The sequence below is a fragment of the Arsukibacterium sp. genome (genome assembly GCF_041616895.1).
In the GTDB taxonomy this organism is placed as follows: Bacteria; Pseudomonadota; Gammaproteobacteria; order Enterobacterales; family Alteromonadaceae; genus Alishewanella.
Map to the genome: position 1 here is coordinate 26,031 of NZ_JBFJPY010000006.1, position 17,449 is coordinate 43,479.

At 46.6% G+C, this 17,449-nt stretch carries 19 protein-coding genes and 1 pseudogene; 8 read left to right on the forward strand and 12 right to left on the reverse strand.

The genetic code is table 11. The features are described 5' to 3' along the window. Entirely contained in the window at positions 1–1,173 is a 1,173-nt protein-coding gene (locus ABY802_RS02235) for a polysaccharide pyruvyl transferase family protein (protein ID WP_372625377.1), read from the forward strand. Positions 1,174–1,203: 30 nt separating this feature from the next. Here the strand turns inward: ABY802_RS02235 and ABY802_RS02240 are convergent, their stop codons facing one another. After that, positions 1,204–1,515 carry a DUF6482 family protein gene (locus ABY802_RS02240; RefSeq protein WP_372625378.1) on the reverse strand — a complete coding sequence of 104 codons (312 nt, stop codon included), beginning with the start codon at positions 1,513–1,515 and terminating at the stop codon, positions 1,204–1,206. Positions 1,516–1,734: 219 nt separating this feature from the next. Here ABY802_RS02240 and ABY802_RS02245 point away from each other — a divergent pair, with 219 nt between their 5' ends. After that, positions 1,735–3,387 carry a response regulator gene (locus tag ABY802_RS02245; RefSeq protein WP_372625379.1) on the forward strand — a complete coding sequence of 551 codons (1,653 nt, stop codon included), beginning with the start codon at positions 1,735–1,737 and terminating at the stop codon, positions 3,385–3,387. 74 nt (positions 3,388–3,461) lie between these two features. Here ABY802_RS02245 and ABY802_RS02250 read toward each other — a convergent pair whose 3' ends face one another. Together ABY802_RS02250 and ABY802_RS02255 are read right to left on the reverse strand one after the other, a co-directional pair. After that, positions 3,462–3,611: a hypothetical protein gene (locus ABY802_RS02250; protein WP_372625380.1), complete on the reverse strand. Its 150-nt coding sequence runs from the start codon at positions 3,609–3,611 to the stop codon at positions 3,462–3,464. Positions 3,612–3,692: 81 nt separating this feature from the next. Then, entirely contained in the window at positions 3,693–4,085 is a 393-nt protein-coding gene (locus tag ABY802_RS02255; RefSeq protein WP_372625381.1) for a PRC-barrel domain-containing protein, read from the reverse strand. A gap of 299 nt (positions 4,086–4,384) precedes the next feature. Here ABY802_RS02255 and ABY802_RS02260 point away from each other — a divergent pair, with 299 nt between their 5' ends. The 3 genes and pseudogenes from ABY802_RS02260 (at position 4,385) to ABY802_RS02270 (ending at position 6,178) form a co-directional block, all read left to right on the forward strand. After that, the gene (locus tag ABY802_RS02260) at positions 4,385–4,741 is read left to right on the forward strand and encodes a catalase (protein ID WP_372625382.1); all 357 of its coding nucleotides are present in this window, start codon (positions 4,385–4,387) and stop codon (positions 4,739–4,741) included. A gap of 66 nt (positions 4,742–4,807) precedes the next feature. After that, a pseudogene (locus ABY802_RS02265) lies at positions 4,808–4,972 on the forward strand (catalase-related domain-containing protein); the annotation flags it as partial. A gap of 549 nt (positions 4,973–5,521) precedes the next feature. Then, positions 5,522–6,178 carry a hypothetical protein gene (locus tag ABY802_RS02270; protein WP_372625383.1) on the forward strand — a complete coding sequence of 219 codons (657 nt, stop codon included), beginning with the start codon at positions 5,522–5,524 and terminating at the stop codon, positions 6,176–6,178. Between the two features lie 138 nt (positions 6,179–6,316). Here ABY802_RS02270 and lepB read toward each other — a convergent pair whose 3' ends face one another. The 3 genes from lepB to ABY802_RS02285 form a co-directional block, all read right to left on the reverse strand. Next, on the reverse strand, positions 6,317–6,979 hold the full coding sequence (lepB, locus tag ABY802_RS02275; RefSeq protein WP_372625384.1) for a signal peptidase I: 663 nt from the start codon (positions 6,977–6,979) through the stop codon (positions 6,317–6,319). Positions 6,980–7,295: 316 nt separating this feature from the next. Continuing rightward, positions 7,296–7,739 carry a nuclear transport factor 2 family protein gene (locus ABY802_RS02280; protein WP_372625385.1) on the reverse strand — a complete coding sequence of 148 codons (444 nt, stop codon included), beginning with the start codon at positions 7,737–7,739 and terminating at the stop codon, positions 7,296–7,298. A 115-nt stretch (positions 7,740–7,854) separates the two neighbouring features. Next, entirely contained in the window at positions 7,855–8,364 is a 510-nt protein-coding gene (locus ABY802_RS02285; RefSeq protein WP_372625386.1) for a prepilin-type N-terminal cleavage/methylation domain-containing protein, read from the reverse strand. Between the two features lie 180 nt (positions 8,365–8,544). Here ABY802_RS02285 and ABY802_RS02290 point away from each other — a divergent pair, with 180 nt between their 5' ends. The 3 genes from ABY802_RS02290 (at position 8,545) to ABY802_RS02300 (ending at position 10,565) form a co-directional block, all read left to right on the forward strand. Continuing rightward, a complete protein-coding gene (locus ABY802_RS02290) occupies positions 8,545–9,276 on the forward strand; it encodes a tetratricopeptide repeat protein (RefSeq protein WP_372625387.1) in 732 nt (243 codons plus the stop codon). A 120-nt stretch (positions 9,277–9,396) separates the two neighbouring features. After that, complete coding sequence (locus ABY802_RS02295; protein ID WP_372625388.1) at positions 9,397–10,086, forward strand: hypothetical protein; 690 nt, start codon at positions 9,397–9,399, stop codon at positions 10,084–10,086. Then, on the forward strand, positions 10,086–10,565 hold the full coding sequence (locus tag ABY802_RS02300; protein ID WP_372625389.1) for a hypothetical protein: 480 nt from the start codon (positions 10,086–10,088) through the stop codon (positions 10,563–10,565). The genes ABY802_RS02295 and ABY802_RS02300 overlap by 1 nt, the downstream gene beginning before the upstream one ends. A 52-nt stretch (positions 10,566–10,617) precedes the next feature. Here the strand turns inward: ABY802_RS02300 and ABY802_RS02305 are convergent, their stop codons facing one another. The 6 genes from ABY802_RS02305 to ABY802_RS02330 form a co-directional block, all read right to left on the reverse strand. After that, positions 10,618–11,376: an SDR family oxidoreductase gene (locus ABY802_RS02305; protein ID WP_372625390.1), complete on the reverse strand. Its 759-nt coding sequence runs from the start codon at positions 11,374–11,376 to the stop codon at positions 10,618–10,620. Further along, positions 11,377–12,264, reverse strand: coding sequence for a 3-hydroxyisobutyrate dehydrogenase (gene mmsB, locus ABY802_RS02310; RefSeq protein WP_372625391.1), 888 nt, complete (start codon positions 12,262–12,264; stop codon positions 11,377–11,379). 29 nt (positions 12,265–12,293) lie between these two features. Continuing rightward, positions 12,294–13,430 carry an enoyl-CoA hydratase/isomerase family protein gene (locus tag ABY802_RS02315; RefSeq protein ID WP_372625392.1) on the reverse strand — a complete coding sequence of 379 codons (1,137 nt, stop codon included), beginning with the start codon at positions 13,428–13,430 and terminating at the stop codon, positions 12,294–12,296. A gap of 5 nt (positions 13,431–13,435) precedes the next feature. Continuing rightward, positions 13,436–14,209 carry an enoyl-CoA hydratase gene (locus ABY802_RS02320; RefSeq protein ID WP_372625393.1) on the reverse strand — a complete coding sequence of 258 codons (774 nt, stop codon included), beginning with the start codon at positions 14,207–14,209 and terminating at the stop codon, positions 13,436–13,438. Between the two features lie 182 nt (positions 14,210–14,391). Continuing rightward, on the reverse strand, positions 14,392–15,549 hold the full coding sequence (locus ABY802_RS02325) for an acyl-CoA dehydrogenase family protein (protein ID WP_372625394.1): 1,158 nt from the start codon (positions 15,547–15,549) through the stop codon (positions 14,392–14,394). Positions 15,550–15,794: 245 nt separating this feature from the next. After that, positions 15,795–17,291, reverse strand: a complete 1,497-nt coding sequence (locus ABY802_RS02330; protein ID WP_372625395.1) for a CoA-acylating methylmalonate-semialdehyde dehydrogenase — start codon at positions 17,289–17,291, stop codon at positions 15,795–15,797. Positions 17,292–17,449: the final 158 nt, after the last annotated feature.

Sequence of the window (17,449 nt, forward strand, 5' to 3'; positions counted from 1 at the left end):
ATGAACAAGCCGCTGCTGGTTGAAATTAAAGGTGTTCAGTTTCGCAATAAAGGCGCCTATCTGATGTTACTGGCCTGTCTTGACGGTTTAAAAAGCCTGCCAGATTATCAGTTAGTGCTCTCTCCCGGACCAAACTTACCTTATCCTGAGCGGGCCCGGCTGGGAGCCTGGCAAAAACTGGCTTTTCGACGTAAAGGTCTGGATTTAACCGGTGTGATAGCAAAATTCCCCGCCGCCCTGCAACGGCTATTTAAACGCTATGGCATGGTCACCGAACGGGACATTGATATCGTGCTGGAAGCCAGCGGCTTTGCCTATGGCGATCAGTGGCCACTGCAGTTTTTGCAAAACACCGCCAAAGAAGTAAAACGTTTTCATCATGCCGGCAAACCTTTTGTTTTTATGCCACAAGCATTTGGTCCCTTTGCCAGTGAACACAGCAAGGCAGCGATGCGGGACATTATTCAGCATGCCAGACTCATTTTTGTCCGCGACCCGGTGTCACTGGCTCACTTACAAAGTTGCGTAAACCCGCTACCTGATAATGTGATCCTGACACCGGATTTTACCGTGGGGTTAACCCCGCAAGCTAATTATGAGTTACCTGAGGTCAGCAAGCCTTACGTTGCGCTCATTCCGAACTCTAAGGTCGTGTCAAAGTATAACCATGCTGATGCAGAAGCGATGCGATCTGGCTACGTCAGCGCTTTTGCCGCTGCGGCAGATAAACTTACAGTGTTAGGTTATCAGGTGGTAATGGTTAATCATGAGGGGCGTGAAGATGCTGAGCTTTGCGCTGAAATTGCCAAGCTATCGCCTTGTGCTCTGGTCCAGATTGAAGACCCGCTCGCCGTAAAAGCCTTTATTGGTGGCGCAGATCTGGTGATCAGCTCGCGCTTTCATGGCGCGGTCAATGCATTAAGTCAGGGCGTCCCCTGCATTGCTACCAGCTGGAGCCATAAGTACCATGCCATGATGAGCGATTTTGGTATGGCAGATTATTGTGTACAGGATCTGACGGCGGAAAGCTTATGTCTGTCTATCGACTTACTGCTGACCAATAAAGACGATATTTTGCCACACCTGGCTGATAACGCAGCACAACTAAAAAAACGGAATAAGCAGATGTGGCAGCAATTATGGCAACATCTGCTACCGACTGAGCAGCGCTGATTTGCAAGCAAATTAAGTAAACACCAGATGCTAAGCAGTAGTCCGGTTAAAGTGGACAGCCACACTAAGAGTGTTGTCTACTTTCTCCGGCCCTCCGCACATTTCATCATAAGCTGACTGATGAACCAAAAATGCCTCTCTTACCACACACTCGTCAAACGCCAGCTTCACTTCTTCCACACTGTGAAATTGTTGCGGTCGGTTGTCGCCATCAACAATAAAACCTTTGCGGCTGTCGAAATCTACTTCAACCAAATAAATACCCATTTCAAGGGAATGGATCGTTAATTGATCGATCCGTACTTCCTGCCGGTTCAAATGAGCAACACGATGAAAATGCATGGCAAGGCTCCAAATTTAATTATTATTACTATTTTTTCATTGTCAGAACACCAACTACGCTGCGGGATCTGTTATAGATTAATTTTCAACCAATAAAAATGGTAATCGTATGTTAAACCGCTACGCATTCATTACTTTACCTACAGGTTAAAAAAAAGCTACTATCAGGCATAGTTTATTAGGCCTTTTCGATAGCGCTTATCGCCTTTGGGTACTGCCATGGATGCCAGTTTTTTTCGTTGTAAACAGGTTCTTGTTGTTGAAGACAGCGCCCCGGTGCGTGCATCAGTTAAAGCCATGCTGCAAACGATAGGTTTTGAATCGATTCACTTAAGCCGTGACGCCAACGATGCAATAAGTCGCTGCCAGAATATCCCGTTTGATTTCATTCTTTGCGACTTCAATCTTGGTGAAGGTAAAGACGGTTATCAATTGTTCGAGATCCTCAAACAGCAAGCACTGATGCCGCCATTATGCTGTTTTATTATTATCAGTGCCGAGAACCAGCGCCAGATGGTGCACGGCGTTATAGAACTGCAACCAGACGACTATATTTTAAAACCCTTTACCTTTCCCATTTTAAACGAGCGAATTATTCGGGCAGTAAAACAGAAAATTGCCTTAAGAAAAGTGCATTTAAGTTTGTTCGAACATAATTTCAGTGACGCCATTAAAGAATGCGACATCGTGGCCAGAAACAAAGCCGAATTTGCTTTTCAGGCAATGCGGATAAAAGGCGAACTACTACTTAAAGCTGGCGAGTATCAGCAGGCTGAAAAATTTTACAAGAACGTACTCTCCCAGAAAACGTTACCCTGGGCCAGACTTGGCTTAGCCATTGCTGCGTTTTATCAGGAACGCTGGGATGATACTGAACTGCAGTTAGCCGATTTAACTCAATTTGACATTACTAAGGTGGAAGCGCTGGATTGGTTGTCGCATCTGATGGTGAAATATGGACGCTACGACAGTGCGCAGCAAACCTTATATCAGGCGGTGTTGTTATCACCACAAAACATTAATCGGCAACGCACACTTAGCAACCTGAATGTCATTATTGGTGATAAAGAAGCCGCCGCCCGGATTAATGGCAAACTGGTCGCCACGGCTCGCTATTCCGTTGACGAAAGCCCCGAAAATTATCTGAATCATGCCCGAAGCTTAATTGATGTCGCCTACAGCAAAAACCCATTGGAGCGCACAATTATTTTGCAAAATGCCAGTCAGCTGGTCGATAGCGTGGCAAAACGCTCGATAGATAACGGCTGGAACAAAGCAGTTAATGTCGTGCGCAGTCGTATTCTGGCAGCAAAAGGCTTACTTATTGAAGCAAGGCAGCCACTGCTTGATAACGGCGTAGCCGATAAAGCAGAGAAAATGACCATCGACAGCTGTATGGATGCGGCCAAAGCCTATTTTGAATTAGGCGATATTCATGGCAGCCAGTTTTACATCGACAAACTGGCCAGTTATTTAATTAACGATGATTACCTGACCGAAACGCAGAAAATTATGCTGAAGATGGAAAAAATCCGGCATGAGGAGCTAAAAGCAACCATTAAACAAATTAGTGGTGAAGCTGGCGATGCATACGAAAATGGTTTTTTTGTTCAGGCGGTCAGCTTATTTTGTGAAACGTTTGAACTGATGCCGACCAATACCATACTGGCGATGAATATTCTGCAAACGGCCAGCAAATGCGAAAACTTGCCGACAAAATACCTACGTTATTGCAAGCAAGCGATAAAGTTATTAAAAGCCAGTGTGCTAGAGAAATCCATTCAGGAAAAATTTAAACATTATGTGACGCTGCTATGTGAGCAGTATCCGCAACTGGTAGTTCGCACCCGCCGGCCCAAAGCAAATAGTTAACGATCACAGAGCAGTAATCAATAAAAAAACCCGGCATCGCTACCGGGTCGTGTAATTACAAGTTTTTAAACTGACTACTGTCCAGGTTTCTTGTTCTGGCCAGGACCGCTTCCCGGTTTTTGCTGGTCAGGCTTTTGTTGATTTTTCTGATCTTTGTTCGCACCACTATGATGCTTTTCTTCGTCCATTGCAGGACGGCCACTTTGATCGTTTTGATTAGCCATGATAGGCCTCCATAATAGTAAAAAATGTGCTCATTATGAGCGGTAGAACACGTGTAATAACATCTCTTTGTCAGGTAATCATTACGTGGCGTAGTATGATTCGACGCTCGAGTTCCAGCTGGCGTCAGCCATATTTGGCCAGTTATCTTTATCAAAACCGGGGGCGTTTTTGATTCGCTCGGCATCGGCGTTCAATAAAAAGCGTTTGTTTTTCGCATCCAGTTTTAGCGCCTTCCAAGGCACTGCAAACAGACGATCGCCCATCCCCAGAAAGCCACCTGCAGATAACACAGCGTAACGGATCTTACCCTCTGTGGTATCAAGCATAATGTTCTGGATTTTGCCGAGTTTTTCGTCCTGCATATTACAAACTTCATCACCGGTAATACTGTCTGCACTTAACAACATGACATGGGCTGGCACGTTCCCAGCGACGGTCACTGTGCCGCTCGTCTGCATAGTTTTATCCATCATTTAAAGTCCCTCCTGCTAAAAGTTCCGTCCATGCTCTGCGGCAAGATTCAACGGCCAAACCGGTTGACTCCTGCACAGGGTGAAGCCTCAGATTAGCGCAGCAAATAGCCTTTCTCTGTACGCCAGCCAACATAACAGTAACAATTTATTTAACACCTTATTTGATATTTTTTACTCAGAAGTGATAGCCGATCGTACGTTAGCGCACAGACATCGCTACCCTGTCCCACCACACTCTTCCATAACCAGTAATTCTGACACTTGCTTGTCCGGACACTTTATTACAACGGAGTATTGATATGACGATAGCAAAAACGCCCGACAGTGAAACTGCTGAACAGTCATCACAGGAAAATCTATCATCGCCAGACACGGAGCAAGCTGTTAATGAGAAAATCGGAGATGCGGCTCCGCTGAGGAGTAATGCAACCGTCACCTCTCTGGAGCTGGGCCGGGCGGTTGCCAGTGAACAGCCGTTAACCACTAATCAGGGCGTGCGGCTTAGTGACAATCAAAACACCCTTAAAGTAGGCTTACGCGGACCTTCATTATTGGAAGACTTTATTCTGCGTGAGAAAATTACCCATTTTGATCATGAGCGGATCCCGGAGCGGGTGAGCGCGGTTCAAAAAATACCGCCCGGGATGCCAGGCTGACAAAGTACGGGGCAAGCCAGAAAAGTTTGCTGAGCACTATGCTCAAGCCAGGTTGTTTTTAATAGCCAGACCCAGCTTGAGCAAACCCATATCATCGCGGCTTTTCGTTTTGAACTGAGTAAAGTCGAAGTTGCTGCGATTCGTGAGCGGATGTTGTCGTCGTTACTGAACGTGTCTGAAGAGCTGGCGACTAAACCGCCATTAAGGATGACAATAAAGGCGTGCTGTTAACCGACTGCACTAACGCCGCTGGTATCGCCCCTGCGTTTACTAACGCTATCGCAGCGCATCGCCACTTGCCACGCATGGGCTAACTGTCCTCAGCACTATTGATCTGCACTTCTTTGCCAGGCTGACTACTGGCGCGCATAACGTTTGCCAGTACAGTAGTCATTTAGTCCTGATTTTTCATGCGCGAGCTATCCGGAATATCCTTGCAATCATTATCTTTATATATCTGTCTTTTTTATCAGTTTTGTCAGTCCGAAGGGTACAACATAATGTTCCAGCTATAAGTTCATACATAATCGTCATTGAATTTATTTCATATTTCAAATGTAACTGCTTCAGACTCGGTCGACAAAAATTATCTACCCGCTGGCTTAAATTCGTTAAATTATTGAACTCATAAAAATTAACAGACTGGCAAATAACTTGCTTCGTCTTTATGCCAAGCGATGGTTATATTTATTATCAATGCAATGCATTTCTCCAGAACCTTGGCTGCAATTCAATAACCCTCGCTTATTTTTAAAGGTTCGTAAATCGATCTATGGAGGTGTGAAAATGAATATTTTACCCAACAAGATTAGTACTGTTAAAACAGCATGTGCTCTGGCTATTGCGGCAGTTTTTGCGATGCCCGCGCACGCCGATAACATCAAAAATAAAACCGATGGCAGCTGGGTTGCATTAAATGGTCAGGTAATAGCGCATACACCAAGCCAATTTACTCTGGATTATGGCGAAGGCACGATTCTGGTGGAGACCGACGACTGGGATTCACTCGGCGATGGCTGGGGCATCAATGAAGGAGATAAAGTAACAGTATATGATGCTGTTGATGATGGCTTCTATCAATCGAAAAGAATAGAAGCTGGTAGTGTTTATATTAAAGATTCAAACACGATGATTTCGGCGCCATCTTCTGCAGATGAAGAGCTAATGCCGGTTACCTATACTTATTTTTCAGTACCTGCAGATTATGACCTGCAAGTGGCAGGTACGGTCACTTCAGTTTCGGACCGTAACTTTACCATCGACACTGGTAAACGGAAATTAACTATCGATACGCTCGATATGGGTTACAATCCGCTTGATAACATAGGTGTACAGCAAATAATAAAAGGCGATTTTGTCAGTGTCTCGGGTGATTTGAATACCAGCATGTTTGACGATGCCTTGATCACGGCTAAAAGTATCGTGTCTTATAACTAACATAATGCTACCGGCCTTTTTGTGGTCGCCGCGTTTTAAAACATCTAAACCAGAGAGACCTGATATTATTAAAATATCAGGCCTCTCTTTTAACGCAACGATACTAACATACATACTGCCAGCATCTTATTTATCACACTATAATTTTGCCAAAAATCGCTCACTACGGGGCATATAGTAATTCTCATAATCCAGCGAAAACAACACTTTTCCGGCCCGGCCAACAATTTCATGCCGGGGTACAAAGCCAATGACCCGCGAGTCGGCGCTGTTATCACGGTTATCACCCAGCACCAGATAGTGGCCCTTTGGTACCTTCACCGGCGCGAAGTTGGCCAACCCACTTGATACCGGGGCTAACTTAACGGCATGAGCAATACCACCTAACTGCTCGGTTAACAGCAATTCGTTGCCGGCTTCTGTTTCCAATGCTTGATCCGATTCGGTATAATCTACCCGCTTGCCATTAATACTCAGCACATTATGCTGCATCGAGACCACATCGCCCGGCATGCCAACGACTCTTTTCACCAGGCGGTTATCAGCAGCTGCGGAGGCAAATATCACAATATCCCCGCGCTTGGGATCGGCCAGCTTTACAATAGATTGGGTGGTAAACGGCAACCGCAAGTCATAGGCCATTTTGTTGACCAATATCCGATCACCAATTTCAATAGTTGGCTGCATTGAGCCAGAGGGCACATCGTTCCAGTCAGCCACCGCACTTCTAAATACCAGCATTAAGCCGATAAACAACACAAAACCGCGGTTGTTGCGCCAAAACTGTTTTATTTTATTCATGACATCCCCTGTTTATATAATCGTCCGTAACAAATAACATTAAGTCCGCCTGCCAACCGCCAGAGCTTGTTACCGCTCAATATGACCTGCAGTTTGTTATCAAGTTCATGCCTGCTCGCAAAGTGTTTTCAGTTCTTGCAGGGCTTTAGCTCAGTTGCGAAAACCGGCATCATCAAACATGCGCTGCCATACCAGTTCAACCGGGGCGTTAATGATAGTACTGAAGTGTATTTTAGTGACGTTACGCATGGTTATGCCTTCTGTAATAACGGCTTTAACAAGTGATTTTTACCGGATACCCTGTTATGTAGAAGCATTACTCAGCCTTCTTTGTTGCCTGCCAGTTTACTGCCTGCCACTGGCCGTTTTTGCGAATAAAAGTACCGCTGTTTAGAAAGCGCAGGGTTTCCGTGTCTGACGTGCCTACCAGGATAAACGCCACCACAGCCGTGTCGCCGTATTGCAAAATACGCACATCTTCACTGCTATAAACGGTATCTATTTGCTCGGGCTGTAAGCTGCCACGGCTGTTCACCCCTTGCATTAATTCAGCTTTACCAAAACGGGTGCCGTTGGAGCTGGTATATATCAGCTCATCGGCCCAGTATTTATTATGTATAGCCGCATCGTTGCGGGTAGCGCCATCTAAAAACTCACTGAGTAAGGCGGTAAGTGCGGCTTTGTCATCAGCAATGGCAAGGGTTGGGAGAAGCATGGCCGAGCTTAGTAAAAAGGTGGTAAGCAGTAAGCGGCTCTTCATGATTGTTACCTGTTTGTATTTAATTATCAAAAATTAAACTATCACAAAATTTATAAGTAAGGGACCCATGCACATTATTTAGTAATTTTAGGATTATGGTACTTGCTGTAAATTTTTAACAGCCGCTTTTGGTGTAGGTTATCGTCGGCGCACGGCCGGCGCTAACGGATGGGCGATAAGTGAGATAACAACGGGTTTGAGTGATGGGAATGTTATTGTTAGTAACGCCGCTAAAGCCGACCAGAGAAGCGCGGGTAACATGCAGTGCTGCGCCGGGGAAAATATCAGAATAAGCCCAGTCACTACCCAGCTCCAGTGCATTGGCAATGCCTGTGGTTCTGTTTCCACTCGGATAACCAAACACAGTAGCAATGTCATCGCTGCCATCACCATCTAAGTCAACATTTGCCGTGGCATCAGCCTGCACGTTCTGAATAATGGCTTTAGCATACACCAGGTTTGCCGCATCAAGCATGGCAGCGCTTAACCCTTCCAATACAGCCTCATTGCTATCTGCCCCCAAATTAATAAAGCGAGGGGCTGACACCACCGCTAATATGCCCAGAATGACAATCACTATGATCAGTTCTATTAAGGTAAAACCGTTATTCAATTTCTTTGTCATCACGATACTGCTCTATGATTTTTTTAAATAAAATACAACGCTATGCTGCCAGCCATGAAGGTACATTAGCAATAGTTTTCTTTAAAAAAGTCAATTACTTTGCCTTTCAGAACTAATTAGTTTGCAAAAAATATACAAATAATATAAATTTTAGCAATCTTCATCAGTAGGCTTTAACGCATGCGTATACACGAATCTACCGTATGGCTCCTCCTGAAACCGATATTCACATTAATCGTTTTCTTCGCCTCGTTTCTAACTCATTCAGAGGATTTGGTAGCCAAAGCCGAGCATGCTTTTTACACTGGAGACCTTATAGCTGCCAAAAAATATTATGCCGAATTAGCAGAAACTGAAAACTCAAATGCCCACTACTACCTCGGTCTTATTAATAAAATGTCCGATGAACAGCAACGGGACAGGGCAAACATGCTGGCGCATTTTAAAAAAGCGGCGAGCCTTGGGCATGATCTGGCAATGTGGGAACTTGGTGTCGCTTATGAGGCAGGAGACGGTGTTGATCAAAATCAATACATTGCGATGGATTGGTTTAGAAAATCAGAGCAGCATTCTACCTTGTCAGATGAAACCATCTTTTTTGTAAACGAGCCAGATGGCACGCTAACCGAATATCAACCAGCAGAGTACTTTGAATATTTGCTAATGAAGGCTCAAGCAGGCGACACCGATGCTCAATTCAGTGTTGCTGCTCTTTATGACAAAGGACAGCTTACTACTCTCGATCAAAACGCGGCTCTTAAATGGTACTTGGCTGCAGCCCAAAGTGGCCATGCCAGAGCCGCAGCCATTGCTAGTTATTTTTATTGCCGAGGAGTTGTTGGCGATATAGACCCCGTGAAAGCCCAATATTGGGCTGAGAAAAGCAGCCTGAACACCAAGTGCGAACATTAAGGAAGATTAAGAATCAATAGAAAACAAGAGCTTATAAACGAGTTACAGCAAAATGAGCATATCATTCACGTTTTACCGGTTGAGGAGCTTGAAAAAGAATATCTTGAATATAAAAAAACTTTGAAGACAATTGCTCCATATATTGCACCAGCAAAGGATGCTGCGTGGGCTGCCAGACTAATATATGAGGTTGGTGGTATTACTTCTGGTCAAGTCAAGATAAAACAGTATGCAGATAAGCAATACGTTGTATTCAAAGGCCGGCCAGGAGATAGAAAGATTTTTAAGGGCACTCGCTATTTGACTGATAACCCAACGGTAGTGAGAATGGCTGTAGGACCAAAGGCCATTGTTAAATCTGCGAAAGGTGGCTTTGTATTAACAGCTGTTTTGTGCGTCGGCATTGAAATTTTTGACTACATAATTCGTGACACCGCCTTGCTATCAGAGCTCTTAGGCACTATTACCGGTGATTTGATTAAAATAGGCCTAAGCAGCATTGCAGGTCTAGCAGCCGGTATAGCTGTTGGAGGTGCAGCAATCATTGGTACCACTGCCGCCGCACCTATAATTGCAGCTATAGCAGTTGGGATACTAGTTGGTTTCGCTTTAGACAAAATTGATGAACATTTTGGCGCTACACAAGCCCTAATCCGAGCCTATAGTAGGCTTGGTCACACGCTTGAAGAAATTAAAAATGATATTGAAGCTGCTAAATATGAGCTCAATCGCAATCTTAACTTCCTTGACCGCAACCCGCAGTTTATACCCTGCTTATTTGGTCCTTGTACCGGCATTAGAGGGTTTTAATGTCACCTAAAACAGTCCAATTAGCGTTTATTGGCTTGAACTTGCTGGCCTGCTTAGCCATCAGTTACTTAGGATATGACATATACCGGGTTGAATACGCGTTGCAGCAGCGAGCAGAAGTAATAGCCTATGACTCGGGGATCAGTTTTCTATTATTGTCTTCTGTTATATGGGCCCTTAGCTTTATTCAATACATGGGATTAAGACAAAGCAAAAATATTGTCTGCAAGCATGCTAGTATGTTTCTGGTGGCCTGGTTTGTTGCAACTTTAGTTATTGCTTACAGTATTCCTCAGTTACAGAAAAGCCGGTTTTCAAAGGCTAGTTATGTTGCGTGCGACAACCCCAAATCAATTTCGAGAATATCTCGAGGGGAAAGTCTTATCTATGTAAAATCAAATGATAATCAGCTAGCAAGGCTACCCGAAAAAGCTAAAGAAAAATATGCTTGCCTGATGTTAGAGCAAATAGCAGATTAAAACAAAAAAGACGCCGCAGCGTCTTTTTTATACTAAAACAACAGTAAGAAGCTTACATGCTGATGCCGCCGTCAATTTCGACTACCCGGCCGGTGAAAAAGTCGTTTTCAAAAATGTACTTGGCGGTGTGGGCAATTTCGCTGGCTTCGCCTAAACGCCCTACCGGTTTCATTTTCTCTAAGCGGTCGCGCGCTTCGGGCTTCATGGCATCAGTCATAGCTGTGCGGATAACGCCAGGGGCGATAGCACCAACCCGGATACCAAAACGGCCAAGTTCGCGCGCCCAGGTCACGGTCATGGCCACCACGCCGGCCTTAGAGGCGGCGTAGTTGGTCTGGCCCATATTGCCGCCACGGGCCACACTCGACATGTTAATAATAACGCCCTTAGTGCCGCGCTTAACCATAACAGCTGCGGCCTCGCGGCCACACAAGAACACACCGGTTAAATTCACATCAATCACTGACTGGAACTGCGCCAGCGACATTTTGCTGACAAGCTCACCGTCTTTATATTTCAGCAGCAGGCCATCACGTAAAATTCCGGCGTTGTTAATAAGGCCGTCGATACCGTTAAAATCACTATCGATCTGGCCAAAGGTTTCTTCTACCTGGGCTTCATCTGCCACGTTAGCACTATAAGTATGCACGGTGGTGTTAGCAGATAGCTCAGCTTTAGCCGCCGCTAACTGCTCGGCATTCATATCAATTAATGCCAGTTTGGCACCTTCGCTGGCACACATGCGCGCCATTTCGAGGCCTAAGCCCTGGGCACCGCCGGTAATTACGATGGTTTTGTTTTGCAGCTTCATTTATTTCTTCTCCAACATCTTAAAAATACTGGAGAAATCCAGTTTGCCGTTGCCGTCCTGCTGATGTTTAGTATATAAACTATGCGCCAGCTCACCCAAAGGCGTACTGCTACCACTTTGCTTGGCAGACTCCAGCGCCAGACCTAAATCTTTGGCCATTAAATCAACCATAAAGCCACCCTGATAACCATTACTCGATGGCACATTCGGCATCACATCCGGACATGGGTTATACAGCTCCAGCGTCCAGTTACGGCCCGAGCTTTTCAGCATAATGTCTGACAACACTTTGGGATCAAGGCCGTTATTAATACCCATCTGCAAGGCTTCTGAGGTGCCTGCCATTAAAATGCTTAGTAGCATATTATTACAAATTTTCGCTACCTGCCCCGCACCAATTACCCCGGCATGAAACAGGTTTTTGCCCATATTGCTTAACACGGTTCTGGCGTTCTCAAAATCTTGTGCCGCACCGCCAACAATAAAGGTTAAGGTACCAGCTTTGGCGCCGCCGACCCCACCGGATACCGGCGCATCAATAAAAGCAATGCCGTGTTCAGCTAAACCTATGCCCACTGTGCGGGCACTTTCTGCATCAATGGTAGAACAATCGATAACCAGAGCCTGTTTGCTTATCGCGCTGGCAATACCCTGCTCACCCAAATATAACCCGATGACATGCTTACCCGCTGGCAGCATTGAAATAACATAATCGGTGCCGGCTACTGCGTCCCGGGCCGAGCTGGCAACTTTCGCGCCTTCTGCCTCTAACTGGGAAAGCGCTGCAGCGGATAAATCAAAAGCGACAACATCGTGGCCGGCCTTTAATAAGTTAGTAGCCATAGGGCCACCCATATTTCCTAAACCGATAAATGCAACTTTAGCCATAATAAATTCCTTGCAATTGTCCTGGTTAATTAACTATCAAGTAAGCCCAGATCTTTTAATGGGTGCTCATTATCCGGCCATGGTGAGCTGAACAGCAGCTCAATAACCTCTGCAGGTACTTCATCAACCTGCTTATATTTCCAGTCTGGTTTTAAGTCTTTATCAATCAGCAGGGCACGTACCCCCTCCTGAAACTCGCCCAGCTGACCACATTGCACACTAATACCCAGCTCGAGCCTGAAGCTGTCGGCCAGAATTTTACTTTGGCCCAGTTGCAGCAATTTAAACACAATATGTGCAGTGATCGGACTGCCGTAGGCCAGTGATTGTTTGGCCTTCACCAGCCACTTATCATCCCCCTCGATGGCATTAATTGCAGCAATCACCTCAGCCAGGTCGTTGATATCAGCAAGCGCCGTAATTGCACTCTGATGCGGTCTTATCTGGCTTAATGGCATTTTAGTACGGCACTGCTCTTCTGCACTTCGCAGCACATCGGATAATTTCTGATGATTAAGGGCAATGGTCTCGCCCCACTTCACCGTTAATAGTTTATCAACCAGGGCGGCTTTGTTTTCGTGTTCGATAAAATGATCAGCTAAATGAATAAACTTGGCATCAGCCGCATTAATAGACGCGCCGGTTAAGCCCAGGAAAATGCCACAGCCCTCTGGCATCCGGTTTAAAAACCAACTGGCGCCAACATCCGGATATAAACCAATGGCCATTTCAGGCATCGCGATCCGGCTGGTTGCGGTAACCACCCGATGCGATGCACCCGCCATCAGGCCTAAACCACCACCCATGACAATACCGTTGCCCCATACCAGCAAGGGTTTATCGAAGGTATGGATCAGGTAATCCAGGGTATATTCTTTGGTAAAAAACTCTTCAACATAGGGGTGATAGTAATCGGGGCTTTCTTTCATCGCCTGATATAAATCACGAATATCACCACCGGCGCAAAACGCTTTATCACCGGCACCTTGCAACAGCACCATGGCAATAGCCGGGTCATTTTTCCAGGCCTGTAGCTTTGGCAGCAACGACTCCACCATCGGTAAACTTAGCGCATTTAATGACTTCTCTGAATTAAGCGTGGCAACCGCAATTTTTTTACCATTGTCAGCCGTCAGTTCCTGATATAACACTACGTCTGTACTCATATTGCTCACCCGTTAATCCATTTAGCCTGACGCTTCTCCAAAAAGGCCTGCACCCCTTCGACCTGATCTTTGCTATCAAACAACCCAACAAATAACTCGCGCTCCAGCGGTAACGCTGCAGCAATGTTGCCGCTGCGACCTTGTTGGATTAGTTTTTTACAGGCGCTGACTGCCACCGGGCTTTGCCCGGCAACTTTATCGGCCAGAACCAATGCTGACTCTAACACTGTGCCGGTCGGTACTATCTCTTCCACCAGGCCAATTTGCAGCGCTTTTTCAGCATTAAGCCGCTCGCCGCACAAAATCATCCGTTTGGCCCAGCCTTCACCGACCAGCCACGCCAGGTTCTGGGTACCGCCGGCGCAGGGCAATAACCCTACTTTCGCTTCGGGCAGCGCCATTTGCGCTTGTTGCTCGGCAATACGGATATCACAAGCCAGCGCCACTTCTAAACCGCCGCCCATGGCATAGCCATTAATCGCGGCAATTGACACGCCCCGAAAGGCGCTCAACGTTTCAAACGCTTCGCCAAAAATTCGCGCCATATTGCTGGCCACGGCTTTGTCGCCATCGGCAAACAGTTTTAAATCGGCACCGGCCGAGAAGAATTTGTCACCGTCACCGGTAATGACTAAGGCATAAATCTCTTTATCATTATTCAGGCTTATAACCGTATCACGCAGCTCGGTTAAGCTGGCCTGGGTCCAGGTGTTGGCTGGCGGGTTTGCCATGGTGATAAGCGCCGTATGACCACGCTTTTCCAGTTTGAGTTGAGCCATTGCAGTCTCCTTTTATTGACAATGCTCCGAGTTTGAATGAGGTGAATAAGGTTTGTTCTAAGCCGACCGTTGAAGCCCTGGACGGGCGGAAACGAGCCCCCAGGGATGGGTTTACGGCGTGTCGGCGTGAACAAACCTGGTTCACCTTTTCACTAAACCAAGAACATTATCTATTATCTTGGTTACAGAATATCGCCTGCAGCTTCATCCAGTAAACGCCGGCCAATAATCAGCCGCATAATTTCATTAGTGCCTTCTAAAATCTGATGCACCCGCACATCGCGGAAATGCCGCTCTAATGGGTACTCTTTGATGTAACCATAACCACCATGCAGTTGCAGCGCCTGATCACAGACCTGAAAACCTACATCAGTAGCAAAGCGTTTGGCCATAGCACAATAAGCTGTAGCTTCGCCGTCTTTTTCATCCAGTTTAAACGCCGCTAAACGCACCAACTGCCTTGCTGCGACTAACTCGGTGGCCATATCGGCCAGCTTAAATTGCAGCGCCTGAAACGCAGCCAACGGCTTACCAAATTGCTGACGCTCCAGCATGTAATTACGGGCGGTATTCAGGGCTTGTTGCGCGGTACCAATTGAACAGGTGGCAATATTAATCCGACCGCCGTCCAGGCCTTTCATAGCAAAACCAAAGCCTTCACCTTCATTACCTAACAGATAATGGGCAGGGATACGAACGTCTTCAAAGGTAATTAAACGGGTTGGCTGGGCATTCCAGCCCATTTTCTCTTCTGCTTTGCCGTAAATAACACCTTTGGCATCAGCCGGCACAATAAAGGCAGAAATGCCCTTGGGTCCAGCTTCACCAGTACGGGCCATCACTACCAGTACTTCGGTAGAACCAGCGCCGGAGATAAACATCTTTGAGCCATTTAAAATGTAGTCGCTACCGTCTTTTTTAGCGCTGGTGCGCAAGCCAGCGGCATCAGAACCTGAGCCAGGCTCGGTTAAGCAGTACGACGCCAGTTTCTGACCGGTCACTAAATGCTCTACCCACTCGGCTTTCGCGTCGCTGGTACCCCAGGTCGCAATCATCCAGGTCGCCATATTGTGAATAGTTAACATGGCAGTGGTAGCAGTACAGCCCATGGCCAGTTGCTCAAAAATAATAGACGAGTCTAAGCGTGATAAGCCCATACCACCGTCATCTTCAGCGGTATACAGCGAGCAAAAACCCAGCTCACCAGCTTTTTGGATCACGTCTTTAGGAAAATGATGATCACGATCCCACTGGGCAGCATGGGGCGCCAGTTCTTGTTCGGCAAATTGTTTCGCTACATCAACAAAGGCTTGTTGGTCTTCTGTTAAATTGAAATTCATTTATACACCTTTACAGGTTGTGGTGTCGGTGCACCTTTTAATTTTATTCAAACCATCTGGGGCTTAGCAGCACACTTTACACGCCGACACGCCATAAACCCTCCCTGGGGCTCGGTTTGTAAATACCATCCTTGGCATTGACCCTCCGGGCCAGCTAAGCTGTCCAAATTCGTTCCTGACAAATTTGTCAGCATCCATGGCCTTCAACGGTCGGCTTAGTAAAGTCTGCTACCCGCCTGAGTACATTAACGCAGGTTAATCGACATATTCGGGCCAGATACCGGAATATCGTCATCAAACCAGCGGGCGGTAATGGTTTTGGTTTCAGTATAGAAACGCACTGCCTGCTTACCGTACGCATGCTGATCGCCGTAGAACGAGCCTTTCCAGCCGGTGAATGAGAAAAACGGCAGAGGTACCGGAATGGGAATGTTAATACCGACCTGGCCTACTTCCACTTCATGCTGATACTTACGGGCAGCCGCGCCACTGGCGGTAAAGATTGAGGTACCGTTACCGTAGGGGCTGTCATTTACCACTTTCAGCGCTTCAGCCAGTGAATCAACATGCATAGTGGTTAATACCGGGCCAAAGATTTCCTGCTTGTAAATTTCCATATCGGTTTTAACATTACTAAATACCGTTGGGCCTACCCAGTTACCATCAGGGTAACCTTCCACTTTGCAGTCAGAACCATCCAGCACACAGGTTGCGCCTTCTTTTTTACCCTGTTCAATTAAGGATAAAACGCGGGCACGGGCTTGCGGGCTAATTTGCGGGCCGTAAGCGGCTTTCGGATCGGTGTAAACACCTGGCCGGACTTTACCAATGGCCGCAGCCACATCCGGGATCCACTCTGCCGCAGCACCGACAAATACCGCAACTGATATGGCCATACAACGCTGACCGGCAGCACCGACTGACGCACCCACCAGGGCATTAACCACCTGCTGCTTATTGGCATCAGGCATAATAACCATATGGTTTTTCGCACCAGCAAAGGCCTGAACCCGTTTTAAATTATCGGTACCCGTTTTGTAGATGTACTGGCCAACGTTGACCGAGCCTACAAAGGATATCGCTTTAATATCCGGATGGTGCAATATCGCATCTACCTGCTCTTTGGCGCCGTGTACTACCTGCAACACACCTTTTGGCGCGCCGGCTTTAACAAATAATTCGGCAATTTTATTAACCGTCATCGGGTCTTGCTCAGACGGTTTTAAAATAAAAGTATTACCGCAGGCAATCGCCATCGGGAACATCCACAATGGGATCATCGCCGGGAAGTTAAACGGGGTAATACCGGCACACACGCCCAGTGGCTGAATGTAGCTGTAGGTATCGATGCTGCGCGCCACGTTTTCTACCGTTTCACCCATCATTAATGACGGGATATTGGCGGCCTGCTCGACGACTTCAATACCACGCCAGACATCACCTTTTGCATCTTCAACTGTTTTACCCAGTTCCTGACAGATAATCTCGGCAATTTCACCCTGGTGCTCTTTTAATAAGTGAGCAAAACGCATCATTAGGCGGGCGCGTTCGGATACCGGTACTTCTTTCCAGGTTAAAAAAGCGGCTTTGGCCGATTCTACGGCCCGGGTCATTTCTTCCTGGGTAGCGCACGGAACCTGGGCAATCACTTCCTGGGTAGCCGGGTTGGTGACGGGGATCAGTTTGTCGCTGTTAGAGCTGACGAACTCGCCATCGATAAAATGTTTAACCTGTTGTGTCATATTGCTTCTCCCGGTTGTTTGGTTTGGCCAGCGAGGTAATAGATATAATTATGTAATAAGCTGGCACACTGTAATTTAAAGCTGATTTGTTAGTGCAACGTTCGTTCATTTCAACGTTGCCGGTTGCAACTCCCGTTGTACTCGCCACAGCAACTCGC